Source organism: Legionella sp. PATHC035 (assembly GCF_026191115.1).
Taxonomy (GTDB): domain Bacteria; phylum Pseudomonadota; class Gammaproteobacteria; order Legionellales; family Legionellaceae; genus Legionella.
In genome coordinates this window covers 110,888-124,139 of record NZ_JAPHOT010000002.1, presented here as the reverse complement: position 1 = coordinate 124,139, position 13,252 = coordinate 110,888, and the positions used below count along the sequence as shown (strand labels likewise).

The following is a 13,252-nucleotide window of genomic DNA, read 5'->3' as shown; positions in this document are numbered from 1 at the left end:
TCCTGTATTCGTGCCAGCGCCTATTTATAATCTGAATACAGATCTTGAATTCTTGCCTGCTGCACGAATTGACCATCGGGTGTATAGCGTTTTTCCTGCACCATACGATTCACCATTTCCATACTTTGACAACCACCCCTGTCAGAAAAAGGACATCTTGCATCCTGATTGTCGAGGATGGATTTCGAGCAGGCACATAACTGCGACACTAAGAAAAGGGTACTCAATAAAAATAGAGGTTTAGTCATGAAGTGGCTCCTCATTTTGTACGGTTGAAAATAATGGGGTAGAGGGTTGTCCTGGTTGATTTAAGAGGGGATTCTCAACAGGATTAACGGTTTGAACCATGGGCTCTTGATTATTGGGCTGCTTCAATGAAGTGCCATTCACAGGGTGTGTATTTAATTCATAGGCACGGCTTACAGTGGTTGTAACCCCAGACTCGTTTTGGGCATGTCCTTCGTTGATAGCGCGTCCTGACTCGTACACCTGATGTTCTTTGTCTATCCAAAAGCCTTTAGTAAATAAAACTGAAACACGACGACCAGCACGTGCCACAACCAGTGGATGATAAATATCAGCAATGCGCATTACATAATCTGAAATACGGTTGGCAGGATTACTAAGCGCGCCACCAGCAGCCGATTGAGCAAGGGTTGATGCCTGCCCGTAGGTTGTAATGGTGCCAGCCCCGGGATTGATTGTTTGAGCGGTATTTAAATTCTTTAACCCATCACCAAATCCTGCCAGCATGCCTGCCGCTGCCGAATAGGTTAACAGAGGTTTTGTTTTTAAAATGGAAGTTCCGCGTAAATCCTGCATGGCATCCAAATCAAATACAGAGCCGTAGGCCTTTTGTTCAAAATTGATGTTGTTTCCTGCGCAAGACAGTGTTTCTAAATGCATCACCACGGAACTTCCTGATAAATCACCATAAGTGGATACCAGGGCGACACAATCTTCCAGATGAGAATGCTGGTTGTTGGGCATGATTCCTCCGCTGGTAAGGCGGATTAAAGCAGTTCCCATGTTTTTTGAGCCGTTTATTCCTGCATCACCTAAAACCCCAGTCAGCAACACCCCTTCAACAAAGGTTCCCGCCCAAACGTAATTTTTAGCGGTTCGTACTTCTTTGTTTCTTTTCTTCCGGTTGTTAAATTGCACTGTTTCCAGACCTGATTTTGCTAGCAGTTCGCGCTCTGCCAGATGCTTTTTCTTTTGCTGTGCTTCCATTTCTTCACGAGTTGGCGGCCTAACAGTGACCAGGCTTGCCTGACGGGTAGAAACCAGAGCAACCTGTAATTGTTCGTTCATTTTTTTATTTTCTTCTTCAAGGTGTGCAAGCTGTTCTTTCATGGCCTGTACCAAGGCTTTTGTTTCCGAATCTTCTGTATTCACAGGTGCTGCTTTCTGCTGATTTTTATGATGTTCTGCCACTAACTCTTTTAAAGAATCAATTTGTTGCTGCTGTTGCAGAAGGAGTGCTTCGTCACTGCCCTGATTAAAAGTACTTTCAAAAATACTCTCGAACGGAGCTTCTTCCTGGTGGACTGGTTTTTTTTTCTCAGCTGATGAGTAACAATAAAATCCATAGGATGCGCCACCTACTAGGAATAAAATGGCCGCGTGCTTCAATTGTTCCTTTTTAGCCAGTTTATTGGCGTTTTGAGGCTTTAGCGTCAGCCATTGTTTTATTTTTTTAAACATTACCTACTCTCCTTCCAACTCTTTTTAAGCAGCGTCTGATTTATCCCTGATTGCTGTATAACCCATATAAATAAGCGATTTTTTTGGGAGGAAGTTCCTCTTCACTTAATGAAAGGGATTCTGCGTCCTTATGGGCAAATAAGGCTGTTGTAAGCGCTAGTTCATGATTTGATGTATTTTCTAACCGATAGATAAAGCCTGAGAAACGCTTACCCTGATATTGCTTTTCAAGGGTTACCTTTATGTTTTTTTTAATGTAAAAAGTTCGTGGAATAACCCGTTTTTCATTAAATTCTTTGGGAGTCTCCCCTGCTTTCATGGCAGCGATTGCCTCATCTACTTCACTAGCATCAGGGGTATCCAGTTTCACAAATTTCAATTTTGTTTGAGCGCGCGGCACAAGCCTTAAGGTTTTTCCAACCGATTCATCAGGTGTCAGGGTAAGTGATACGTGATGTCCTTTATCTGTAGTTAGGAACAGGGTAATGGGAACTTGAAAATTGGGTTTTATATACACCGAAGAATCGGTGCTTTCAGGGTTATCCATCTCACTTTTATCTACTGTAATAGCATGCTCTGGGTAACTTAATTTAGTGATCGATTCCCCTTCAACAAACACACGATTAAAGTTAATACTCGATAAGGTCAGATTAAACTGCTCTCCTTCTTCAAAAGCGATGACCGAAGGAGCGGTGCTTGCACCAACAATTCCTGAGCACAAACAGCTTATAAGAAGAATGGTTTTTTTAGCTTTATCATAAATTGAGTTAGTCATGGTGTATCTCCTGAATGGACACAAGATTTAAAAGGCCTGATTGATATGAAAACTGCACTCGATACATTTTGTGTTGTGGCTTTAATTGAAGCCCATGGCTTGTGCGATACAATTGCCCTTCGATTTGACCTTGATTTTTAGAGACATCCACGGATACTTTTTCAGCATAAAAAACGGAGCTTACATTTTTTTCATGTACTGTTTTTCGCTCGGCATCCAATAGTTTGGAAAACGATTCCTGGTATTTCGCTGGAATCAGATGAGACAGCATGGTGTAGCGTGCATCAATGGTCTCAGGGTTGTAGGTCAGGCGTAAGTCAGCAGCTTTCTGCGTCATTTCTTTCAGGTACTCGGGTGAATAACCTTTATCGCCAATGCTAAACTCTAGACCAGTACACACTGGAAGCCAGTGAACCTGCTTATGCAGTAAGGTATAAAAATTTAAGGCGCACAGAACAATAACTGCAAACGTACTCGATAGCGCCCAAATCAGCGTCAGCTTGAATAACAGTCTGTTTTTTGCAATCGCATTATCACGAAATGAAGTATCCATTAAATCACCTGATATAAATTCGGTTGGCAGAATCGGGCAAAGCTCGAAATAAAAGGGACGTTAACCTGTGAGGCAGCGACCAGTACACGATGGCAAACAGACTCCGCAGAGGCAGTCCGCCATACTTGATATGCATCGCAACGCTTAGGGCTGCGCCTATCATAAAAAGCTGATAGGCAAGTCCTGTTAAAAGCCCAATTCCCGTGAGTAAAAAAATGGGCAGGCCTGTGGTAACAGGAATACCCGCAATTTTTGGTTCATCAGAGAGCATAAAGGTTTGGTAGTTGCGAGCCATTATTTCAATGCCCAGTGAGTAAACACCATCAATACCGGAACACCCGCAAGGACTGCGATATTTTTGGTTTTGATGTAGGCATAAGCCCCTGCAAGCCCTTCTGCTAACAAAAGAAAATAAGGAAGATCTGAATCCGCTCCAAAGGTTGCCTTTACTTCCTCTTTTAATCCAGAAAGCCGATTCTCAGCAGCGAAACAAGAGTCAGGCATCAAACACAACAGTGCCAAACTAATCATTAAAAAAGGGAGCAGCTGCCTGGCATACAGATATCCTTTAATGCTCAAATCGTTCATTGCTGTTCTATAGTTCATCACATTCTCCTTTTTTGGTTAAAAAAATCCCCTGAGCCCCAATTTGTGCTCATTTTTTATTCTTTTTATTTAATAAATCGTGTTTTTGTGGTTTTAAAAAGAGTGCTTACTCATCCATGGCTACTCCTTTATTGGGCATGTTTTGACTTAATAGGTGATTGCTCTTTTTCAGTTCATCTAAAATTTGCGTCAGTAGGTGATTTGCTAAATCCAGTTTTTTGAACAAAGCCACATACTCAACTGATTTGGCTACGTCAGGAACCTCGGTATTCAGGGCTAAAACAAGTGCATAAAGTCCTCCACCAGTCAGAACGTGTTTAAAATATTCGAAATCATGTTCCTTATTCATTGCTGCATCAACTGCAAGTATCTGATTGAGCTTAACGTTATTTTCAGGCAGTGTTACGGGCTCTGCATAAATAATTCCACTTACGACCATGAAGGTCATCGATAGCATGAGTGTTTTAATTGCGTTCATAAAGTACCCCTCTTCTATTGGCTTATTTTTATCAGTTAATGCACTGTTTCATTCTCAATCGGATACATTAAAAACAACTGCTGCCTTCTTAGTAATGAATAAGCATATATTGCTGCTTGTGCATTCTTATCAAAATCAAAGCCACCTATGTTCAGGGCCGCCTGTTGCAAGCAGGAAATACAACTCTCTAAAATATCAAATACTTCTTGTTCTACATTCATAATGGATTATTTTGATGAGCGATAAGGTTATTGAACCATTATTTAAGTGAAGGTGCATTCACCTAGGTGCAAGGATAAGAAAAAAGTGAAAATTTTTTCTTAGAATGAATAGACTAATTAAAATAACTATTGAAATCGTAGGTAATTATCAAATATTTCATCAACTTTACATAATCGGTAAAGAGTTGTTCCAGGTTAGACTCATGCAATCCCATGTCCTTTAACCAGTTAAAAAAATCCTCTCCTTTTAACAAGTTATGCTCCTCTCTAAATTGTTCGACTTGATATATAAGCTCGCATTGTGTAATTGCATACGTTTGTTGATCAAGAAGAGATAGTAAGTATTGATAACGGAGCCTATTCTTTTTTGTTTCAGGAATTGATAGTAATTTAAGAATATTTTCCACTCTCTTTAGAGACACTGAACATTCTGTCTGCTCATGCACCGGGGCACGCAACCAAACAGGAGACAAAGTGGACTCAATTAATTTTTTTTCAAAAAGAGTAAACTCTCTTTTTTTTCTATTTAAATCAGAAACCGTAGAAAGAATGTGTTGTTGATTTAAAGAAAACAATAACGACTTTGCATCCTCTTTTTTTGCATCTATATAATTAGATTTAATCAAATGATAAAGATCTTCTGACACGTGTTGAGCAATTTTCTCCCAAGTTCTTTCAGCATAAAAAATGGATCGTATTGAATTTAAAACAGTTCCGTTATTAATACTATTTAGTCGTTCAAGCGTTAGACGGATATTGATTAAAGGAATAGTTTGCACGTTATTGAATTTAGAATAAGCAATTGCCACTTCATCGTCACCATCTACTTCTTCATTCTTATACATCTCATATATACGCCCATGTCCACGCATGCCAAAAGAATCCAGCTCGGCTGCTCTCAAAGCCCCCATTGAAGCTGCACCCCAAACCTCAATACCGTAGTCTAATGCTGTTAATATTTCTTTATGCCACACAGAAGGAACCCAGGAAAAATTTCCATCGATGATAACTATCCGTTTATACCCTGATTTTATTGCTTTAAGCACATCTCCCTTTTTGATTGAAGGTAAATACGCCGCATGGGGAAGTAGATGCATCGCTTCTTGGTGGGTTAACGAAGTTTCTAAAAAAACTACTGTTTCATACATGACTTATCAAATCCATAGAAATTAGTTTTACTTTTAAAATGCATATTTCTTTGTCATAGTATTTATAAACTAAAATATCCTGATTGTTTCCCTTAATCTTTTCAAACAGAGCTGAAAGTGCATCTTCTATTGTCTTTACCGAATAATTAGGCAACTCAGAAAAATCCTTCTTATCTTTGACGACAGGAAACTCACTAGTTTGAAAATCATACTTTGTATGAATCAAGTCATCACGGGAACCTGCTATTGTAGTTACTCGCGATTGAATAGCCTCAGTCAGTGCACGATTTAAAGCTATTTGTTTATCGAGATGACATCCACCGCCTTTAAATAGAATTTGATTTTCAAAAGGATTTTTTGATTTAATCCATACCTCAAACGAAGGAATTTCATAAATATTTTCATGAAAGTAAATATGACAATCAAATTTTTTTGTTATATTTTTGACCATTTCGCAATTAACAAAAGCAGTTTCGGATATTTTTAGAGCATTTTGTCGTTCTATTACCTCTAGAATTCCGTGTAAAAGGGCCTCTTTAAAGTTATTTCCCCCCGCAAGTCCAGTGGTATCAGGAGAGTAAATCAATACTTCTGGCAAATAAGAATTTAGCGAGAACTCAGCAAAAGGCACAAGAATGGATTTTTCTGCAAATATTAATTCAGCTTGTACCCAATTCATTGGCCGTGAAGAATCACTAAAGTGTACAGACTTTGAAAGATCGTTTAGCGGTATAAAAATAGCTTTGTCTTGAGCTAGCTCAAGCTCTGACTTATTAGTCAGTTGTGGTATTAATTCTTCGGCAAAATATACTTCAATGGACTCCATCAATGCCGAGCACTGAGCGGCCTCTTTTGTTAATCCTTTTCCCTGACTCGTGGTTAACGATTTTGCTCTAGGTCTTATTGCAGTATAGACAGGTAGAGCGGTGTAATCTAAATGGGTTAAATCGGCTAAGCGTGTAATTCCTGCCAGTTTCTTTAAAGAAGTCAATAAACCTAGTGTTTCGCAGTAATTGCGAGCTCTTAAAGACGTTTCTTGATGCTCAAAAATCATTTAGAAAGCCTTTCATTAAGATAATAGGCATTAACACCTAAATTTCTTAGTTCTGATACAAACAATTTACTTCGATATCCTGATGCACAATAAAATACCAACTTCTTATCTTTATAGGATAAGAAAAATGAATAATCAGTATTCTCTTTAACAGGAAAAAATAGATCATCTTCTAATTTGGTAATCTCTCGTTCTTCTTTTTGCCTTATATCAACTAGAAAATGTTTGGTTCTATCAAGTTGCCCCAGGGAAATTCCATAATCAGCGCCCTGATTCTGCAGGTAACTTAAGCTGATTTTTCTTTGTTTACATGCAAAACAGTTATTATTTTGCTTTATAGGCATTGAAGAGATATTGAAGTTTTTCGCATCTATTATTCGTATCTGTGGTACTTTTTCATTCTCTATCTTGAGTAAATAATTTAATGCCAAATTAGCAGCCATGGTTCCTGCCATTCCTGTCACAGTGCCTAAAACACCCGCTTCCGAACAATTAGGTATTACACCTATAGGTGGTGGATTTGGGTATAGACAACGATAACAAAAGTGCTTTGTATCAAATAAAGCAAGTTGAATGATATTGACCAAAATACTACAGCTGATAAATACTTTATTCTTTAAAACACAAATATCGTTAATAAGGTATCTTGTTTCAAAATTATCTGTTCCGTCAATGATCAAGTCAATATCAGATACTAAGGAATATCCGAAATCCACATCAAACCTTTTAGTGTGAACCTCTATGACAATATTTTTATTAATTTTACTTAAAACATTTCTCGCTTTTTCTGCCTTATAGAACCCTATATCGCATTCATTAAATAAGATCTGTCTATGCAAATTAGAAAGGTCTACTTTATCATCGTCGACAAGAATTAACTTTCCAACACCAGCTGCGGCAAGATATTGCGCTACTGGACTTCCTATCCCGCCGAGTCCAACGATCATAATTGTTGCGTTATTTATTATTTTTTGACCTTGCTCTCCAATAACGGAAATTTGACGTTTATATCTATCCACTCTCCTACCCTCCTGAAATAGAAGTCACAATACACACTTCATCATTTGGGTTAAGAATAATGTCTTTAATGGATGATATCTGTTCTGAGTTAACAAATACGGAAATGTATCCTTTTGAACAACCAAAGTCGTCAAACATCTTTTCAAAATTTTCTTTATAAAATTCTGCTAATACTTGTTGCAAGTTTGATTTACTGGAAACCAATTGGGTTTGTTTTCTATCTGAATTAAACTCTATTAATTGATATTCATGCATTCTTATAACCTGTAGATTTTTGTATAAACGACATATATAATTTACTTATATTTTTAACAATTGTGACGAAAATATGAACGAACAACTGTTTAAAGACCTTACTAAAAACTCATCAGCAGCCAAAATGAGGTTATAATCGATTTTTAGAATTAATATATTTCTACAATATCTTGCTCTGCAAGAAAGCTACCTGCTTGGTTGACTTCAGTAATACAGTCATCCCAACAAATCACCATCGCTGACTTAGACATATGCGCCATTTCCTCACTGGTATCATCAGGCCTAACAAAAAGTGTCCATTCGTTTTGTACATGGAGTTCTGGCTTGTGAATTTTTTTTATAACACCGTTCTTTCTAGGAAAATAACCACAAATGTAATGGCTTTTATTCTTTACCAAGCGAGGAGGGTCAACCTCACAAACAATACAACATAAAATTGTTTCAAGACTCAAGGAGTATTTCTTTTGGTATAACTTATTTAGACCAATACCTGGAGGTCTAGCATTAGTTTCAATAAACTGAATACAACTATCCTCACTCATGAAAAACTCGGTGTGAAGCACCCCGTTATTGAATTCTAATAACTGGCAAATCTTAACTGAAGCATCCAAAATTAATTGTCGCTGATGCTCATCTAAAATATTCAGACTAAATATAGGCAAATTTTTACTGACCATTAAATGATTTGGATGCGTATATTTTCTGGCTTCTACAAACAATATATTCCCATCAAATACTGCCAATTCTGAATGGTATAAATCATCTGCAACATAAGCTTGAACGATATACTTTTCCTCGCTCTCTTTTTTATTGGCCAAAAAATCACAAAAATCCTTCTCGGTTTTAATATGATATGTCTCATACGAGCCAGATGAATTAATAGGTTTAATAAATATCTCTTGATCACCTATCCTTTCTTTGATTGATTTTAGGTTTGAAGATTCAATCAATGTTGTTGTTTTAGGATATAAAAATAAACCATCCAATTTTTGATACATAAGATCTTTATGACTTAATAGCATCGATGTATTCAAACCCATGCCTGCTATATTTAGTTTTTCCCTGACTCTTGCTACATCAACAAACATATCTTCCGAAAAACAGACTATATAATTAGGGCGAATCGAAACACAAATAGCGAGCAGATCTTCAAATGAAAATGAGCTTACTAATACATTTTCTCTGTCCTTAACAAACTTAGATTCTTCTTTAATCAAAAAAATCGGGGAAATTCCTAGCTGAACTAGTAGATCACAATCAATTAGCTCATAATCCTGGAGGGGATCAATGCATAACAGTGTCTTTATTTTCATTGTATTTAATACCAAAGCATCCTACTAAAAATGTTGTTTTAGAAGGGAACTGATCTACTGAATAACCAAGTTTATCTGTTACTTCTAAAAACCGAGAATCATAAGAAAAAATTGTCTCTCTAGGCAATTTAAATAGATTATTAGTCACTTGATTATTTTTTTCATGAAAAAGTGTTAAATCCAGATTAGTAGCACTTTCAAAAAAAGGGGTACTCTTGAAATGACCTAACTTCTTTATATGATCCGCATATTGCAAATAAGTATCGTATATTAATTCACATCGTTGTGGTTTATTTGAAAATGATGTTGGTTTAAAAGCCATCTCTTCTTTGAGTATTGAATAAAAAACAGGATTGTTTTTATTTTTATCGAAATGCACTGGCTCCATAACAAAGGGAGTGTATTTGGATTTATATATATCGCGATACACCTCAACAATAAATTCTAAAGGTAATAAATCATCACCAACAGCTAATCCGTAGCCAGGGACTTGTCCTGTCCCTATAGTAATTAATTGGCTAATTGCATTATTAGTAAATTCATTTTGAGATATTTCTGGATTATTTGCACGAACATAGGCCATTAGATAATTATAAAAAGGCAGATTTGCGTAATATCCTGTTTGATTAGAATCAAACTCCATCACCAAACTCAAAAGAGTAGGTAATTTATTCTCTTTTATTAAAGTTACAATTTCAGAGGGAAATACCAATAACCTTGAACGCCAACTACAATTGGCTGCATCGCACAAACTTTTGAAGGTTAAATAATGATTTCCAAGATCACCTGGAACAGGAATATCCGCCTTAAAATATTTTTCTAAACTAGCATGAGGCCTTGCATCCGCTACAGGACAGAGTAAGAATGTATTCCTTGCGCCGGAAGATATTTGCAATATATCTGTTGGATGATGAGTATTTGAAGCATTATAAAGTGAACTAACGCTTAAAAAATCTCCCTCTCTATAGACCTGATGTGTACTTGACTTCCCTTTAAACTCAATAAACATTTCAAGATTTTTTTCTAAAACCATTGAGAAAGGAACTGAAGACAGTCTGCCACCCGTATTTGGTAAATAAAAATGGTGTTCATCTGCAATAATCTGCCCATACTGATATTCAAGAACAGTAAAAAGCATATTTTCAATGCCATCTATGGTTTTCAATACTTCATAGAGGCGTTTGCTAACCCGAGCTATGTCCGTTTTTACCTTATCCCACGATAATTCACTCATATGGCATCAATTTAAAATCCTATTAATTAACTGAATCATACAAGAGAACATAAGGGTATTCAATCAATCCGTATTTCATGTAATAAAATTTATTGGTAAAAATAACAATTTTTATTGCATTAATGCATTTCAAGTTATAAATTATGTCACATGGAACGCGTTTTTATATAAACGGAGTTTAAATGACAATTGATCATGTGGATAATCAAATCATAAAAATGATAGTCAGCGGCTGTCATGTGAATGACATTGCAGAAGATACAAAAAAGTCAAAGAGATACATTCTTTACCGACTCAGTGACTTAAAAACTAGCTTTAATTGTAAAACCACGCCTCAGTTAATTTATATGCTGGCTACATCAGGTTTAATTAAGTAATATTTTTCACATGGATGTATTATGAATAATTCGATTTATTATTTAGGCTTTAACAAGCTTCTCTCATTAACCAAATGCTCTAAAGAAGCACTTCTCTTAGATAAAATAATTTTTCATCATCAAGGCACCCTTTTAAAGCGCGAAAATAGATTATGGTTTACAAAAAAAATTCCTGAACTTGCAGCAGAGCTTGGGTTTAGCGAAAGCAGAATGTATATTTACCTAAAAAACTTAGAAGAAAACGGCTTCATTATCAGAAAACGATTTAAATATTACGGTGTGCCTCGATCGTTTATAACCCTTACAGAAACGCTTCAAAGAAAATTACAATTAATCCCCAAAGAACCCAAAAGCACTATAGAGGTAAAAGAAAAGGAGCTTGTTTCTGAGCCAGATATAAACGAGAGAATGGATTATCTTGTTTCAACAGATATCATTAATAAAGAAAAAAATAGAGTAATTAATAATATTACCTTTTCTCATTCAGATACCAGATTACCACTCAATGAGCTCCATATTGCTAAAGGGATGTTGATGAATGTTCAAAAGCAACACGGAGTTAAACTATCCTCACCACAAAAGGTCTTGGATGAGGTTGTATTTTCATTAAGTAACCAAGAACAATTCCAAAACATTGGCACTTTTCAACACAAAATTAATATCATTTCTCAACTTCTTCGCTCAAATCGCTGGAGAACCCCCAAAGGATTTGATAAATATTCTCCAGAAGGGATACGTTACAAGGAAAAGCACGATCAGGAAAATGCTGTTCGACTACAATTGAAGAAGGAAGAATGTACATATTCTGGATTAGATGAGATCGCTACAAATAAACATTTATCCAATGTTTATGAATTGGCTCATCCCCCATGTACTAACATGGCATTACAAAAGTCACTTCAAATTCAACAAAGTCTTATAAATGGCATTAAAAAAGATATCAAAACAATAAAAAACCCTAATGTATTGGATAATTTTCTAAAAATATTAGCTCAAGAAGAAACAAAATTATCCAAATTACAGGCGGAGTTATCGTTACAATAGATCATGCTACCCCTTCGATCGCTTCGACCGAGGTTTTTTGTATACTATTCTCAATCGTTTTAGAACATAACCAGAGAATGAGTGCACCAAAGATGGCATAAAGACCTAGCTGGGTAAATGCGCTCATATAATGTTCATTGCTAATCAGCGGATTTAGTGATTCCGATTGAGTCATTAAATTAGAAAAATAGTTGGATAATGTGGCTGCTATTCCTGAAGCCATCATCCATATCCCCATCATAAGTCCTTGCAGTTTTTCTGGTGCAAGACTTCCTATCATCGCGTAACCAACAGGAGCAATAAGCAACTCCCCTATCGCTTGAAGAAGATAATGCGCAATAATCCAAATCATGCTAGTTAATCCCTCAGTACCACAGTTCATTATGCCAACAGTCAATGCCAAAAACGACAATGCAATAAACACTAAGGAACACATAAATTGTTTTGATATCGAAATGGTGATTTGTTTCTTTCTTAGTTTATCAAATAGAGTGATTGCTATAGGTGAGGCAATAATTACAAAAATTGAGTTTAAATTCATTAACCATTGTGGGGGAATATAATAAGAACCGATGTAAATACTCACGTTATACTTCAAGAATTGAGTCACACCCATAGGTCCTACAAAATAAAGCATCCAAAATACAATTGAACTTACCGTTAAAAATACAAAAGAATAAATTTTTTTTCGTGCATTTTGTGTACTTAAACTTCGTCCAAGTAATGTTATATAGAATAAAGCAGCAGAACCAATAAAGAGTATGAGGCCATTTGCTAACCAAGAATAATAAAACCCTGCTAGAAGAATAGGTATAATAAATATGATTAATATCAGACCTAGTCGACCCCTCTTTATCTCCTCCCTGGTATTTACTTTATTTTTTGCGAAATATCTCCACGATTTAATAATGAAAAACACCGTAATTAGATTAATCAAATTACTTACTTCAAATAAACGATCGTATCTATCGTGAATATCAATAAATCCGCTCATAACATAACCAGAGAGGAATCCTATATTCATAGCACTGTAATTATGAAAAAATGCTTTTTCTCTTAATTCATTTTCGTTACTTGTAAATTGTTGGGTAATAAGGCAGTTAATACATGTAGATCCTAATCCACACCCTATAAGAAACAAGCTTAACCCTAGATACACAAAAGAATCAGAAAAATTAAGTACTATTAACCCTAAAGTTTGTATGAGCGTTGAAATGGCAAATAGCAATCGATTACTTAAAAATCTATCCCCAATGTACCCCGCTACAAAATGTAAAATAAAATTTGATGCCAGAAAAAATCCTACGATTCCATTGGATTGGATTTGAGTTAAGCCAATATTCTTTGTTAAATAAAGGGATAATGATGAAAATAAAATAGCAAAACTGAATGTAGTTATTGCATTTAGCCAATGTAGATAAACTACCCCTTTTCGCTCACCCCTTACAGCATGCATTTCATTTCCTT

Annotated in this window: 17 protein-coding genes; 2 read left to right on the top strand and 15 right to left on the bottom strand. The window is 36.0% G+C overall.

The window, feature by feature from the left end; translation table 11 throughout:
- Positions 1-20 precede the first annotated feature (20 nt).
- The 14 genes from OQJ13_RS16715 to OQJ13_RS16650 all read right to left on the bottom strand — a co-directional run bounded on the left by OQJ13_RS16715 (position 21) and on the right by OQJ13_RS16650 (position 10,364).
- On the bottom strand, positions 21-248 hold the full coding sequence (locus OQJ13_RS16715; RefSeq protein WP_014845147.1) for a hypothetical protein: 228 nt from the start codon (positions 246-248) through the stop codon (positions 21-23).
- Positions 241-1,707 carry a TraB/VirB10 family protein gene (locus tag OQJ13_RS16710; RefSeq protein WP_265712042.1) on the bottom strand — a complete coding sequence of 489 codons (1,467 nt, stop codon included), beginning with the start codon at positions 1,705-1,707 and terminating at the stop codon, positions 241-243. The genes OQJ13_RS16715 and OQJ13_RS16710 overlap by 8 nt, the downstream gene beginning before the upstream one ends.
- A 40-nt stretch (positions 1,708-1,747) precedes the next feature.
- The gene (traK, locus tag OQJ13_RS16705; RefSeq protein WP_265712041.1) at positions 1,748-2,482 is read right to left on the bottom strand and encodes a type-F conjugative transfer system secretin TraK; all 735 of its coding nucleotides are present in this window, start codon (positions 2,480-2,482) and stop codon (positions 1,748-1,750) included.
- The gene (locus OQJ13_RS16700) at positions 2,475-3,035 is read right to left on the bottom strand and encodes a TraE/TraK family type IV conjugative transfer system protein (protein WP_265712040.1); all 561 of its coding nucleotides are present in this window, start codon (positions 3,033-3,035) and stop codon (positions 2,475-2,477) included. Before OQJ13_RS16700 ends, traK begins: the two co-directional genes overlap by 8 nt.
- A 4-nt stretch (positions 3,036-3,039) precedes the next feature.
- The gene (gene traL / locus OQJ13_RS16695) at positions 3,040-3,330 is read right to left on the bottom strand and encodes a type IV conjugative transfer system protein TraL (RefSeq protein ID WP_021460416.1); all 291 of its coding nucleotides are present in this window, start codon (positions 3,328-3,330) and stop codon (positions 3,040-3,042) included.
- Positions 3,330-3,641 (bottom strand): type IV conjugative transfer system pilin TraA, encoded by a 312-nt coding sequence (locus OQJ13_RS16690; RefSeq protein WP_058464700.1) that lies wholly within the window; start codon positions 3,639-3,641, stop codon positions 3,330-3,332. The genes traL and OQJ13_RS16690 overlap by 1 nt, the downstream gene beginning before the upstream one ends.
- Positions 3,642-3,747: 106 nt before the next feature.
- On the bottom strand, positions 3,748-4,119 hold the full coding sequence (locus OQJ13_RS16685) for a hypothetical protein (protein WP_058464699.1): 372 nt from the start codon (positions 4,117-4,119) through the stop codon (positions 3,748-3,750).
- 35 nt (positions 4,120-4,154) lie between these two features.
- Positions 4,155-4,340, bottom strand: a complete 186-nt coding sequence (locus OQJ13_RS16680) for a hypothetical protein (protein WP_058393350.1) — start codon at positions 4,338-4,340, stop codon at positions 4,155-4,157.
- A gap of 113 nt (positions 4,341-4,453) precedes the next feature.
- Positions 4,454-5,488, bottom strand: coding sequence for a TfuA-like protein (locus tag OQJ13_RS16675; RefSeq protein ID WP_265712039.1), 1,035 nt, complete (start codon positions 5,486-5,488; stop codon positions 4,454-4,456).
- A complete protein-coding gene (locus tag OQJ13_RS16670; RefSeq protein ID WP_265712038.1) occupies positions 5,481-6,542 on the bottom strand; it encodes a YcaO-like family protein in 1,062 nt (353 codons plus the stop codon). The genes OQJ13_RS16675 and OQJ13_RS16670 overlap by 8 nt, the downstream gene beginning before the upstream one ends.
- Positions 6,539-7,561: a HesA/MoeB/ThiF family protein gene (locus OQJ13_RS16665; protein ID WP_265712037.1), complete on the bottom strand. Its 1,023-nt coding sequence runs from the start codon at positions 7,559-7,561 to the stop codon at positions 6,539-6,541. Before OQJ13_RS16665 ends, OQJ13_RS16670 begins: the two co-directional genes overlap by 4 nt.
- 4 nt (positions 7,562-7,565) lie before the next feature.
- Positions 7,566-7,817, bottom strand: a complete 252-nt coding sequence (locus OQJ13_RS16660) for a MoaD/ThiS family protein (protein ID WP_019235296.1) — start codon at positions 7,815-7,817, stop codon at positions 7,566-7,568.
- A 149-nt stretch (positions 7,818-7,966) separates the two neighbouring features.
- Entirely contained in the window at positions 7,967-9,130 is a 1,164-nt protein-coding gene (locus tag OQJ13_RS16655; protein ID WP_265712036.1) for an ATP-grasp domain-containing protein, read from the bottom strand.
- A complete protein-coding gene (locus OQJ13_RS16650) occupies positions 9,102-10,364 on the bottom strand; it encodes a hypothetical protein (RefSeq protein WP_265712035.1) in 1,263 nt (420 codons plus the stop codon). The genes OQJ13_RS16655 and OQJ13_RS16650 overlap by 29 nt, the downstream gene beginning before the upstream one ends.
- Positions 10,365-10,546: 182 nt before the next feature.
- On the opposite strand from OQJ13_RS16650, the gene OQJ13_RS16645 reads away from it, so the two are divergent.
- On the top strand, positions 10,547-10,741 hold the full coding sequence (locus OQJ13_RS16645; RefSeq protein ID WP_019235293.1) for a hypothetical protein: 195 nt from the start codon (positions 10,547-10,549) through the stop codon (positions 10,739-10,741).
- A gap of 21 nt (positions 10,742-10,762) precedes the next feature.
- The gene (locus OQJ13_RS16640) at positions 10,763-11,785 is read left to right on the top strand and encodes a hypothetical protein (RefSeq protein ID WP_265712034.1); all 1,023 of its coding nucleotides are present in this window, start codon (positions 10,763-10,765) and stop codon (positions 11,783-11,785) included.
- 1 nt (position 11,786) lies between these two features.
- Here the strand turns inward: OQJ13_RS16640 and OQJ13_RS16635 are convergent, their stop codons facing one another.
- Positions 11,787-13,241 carry a peptide MFS transporter gene (locus OQJ13_RS16635; RefSeq protein WP_265712033.1) on the bottom strand — a complete coding sequence of 485 codons (1,455 nt, stop codon included), beginning with the start codon at positions 13,239-13,241 and terminating at the stop codon, positions 11,787-11,789.
- Positions 13,242-13,252 lie beyond the last annotated feature (11 nt).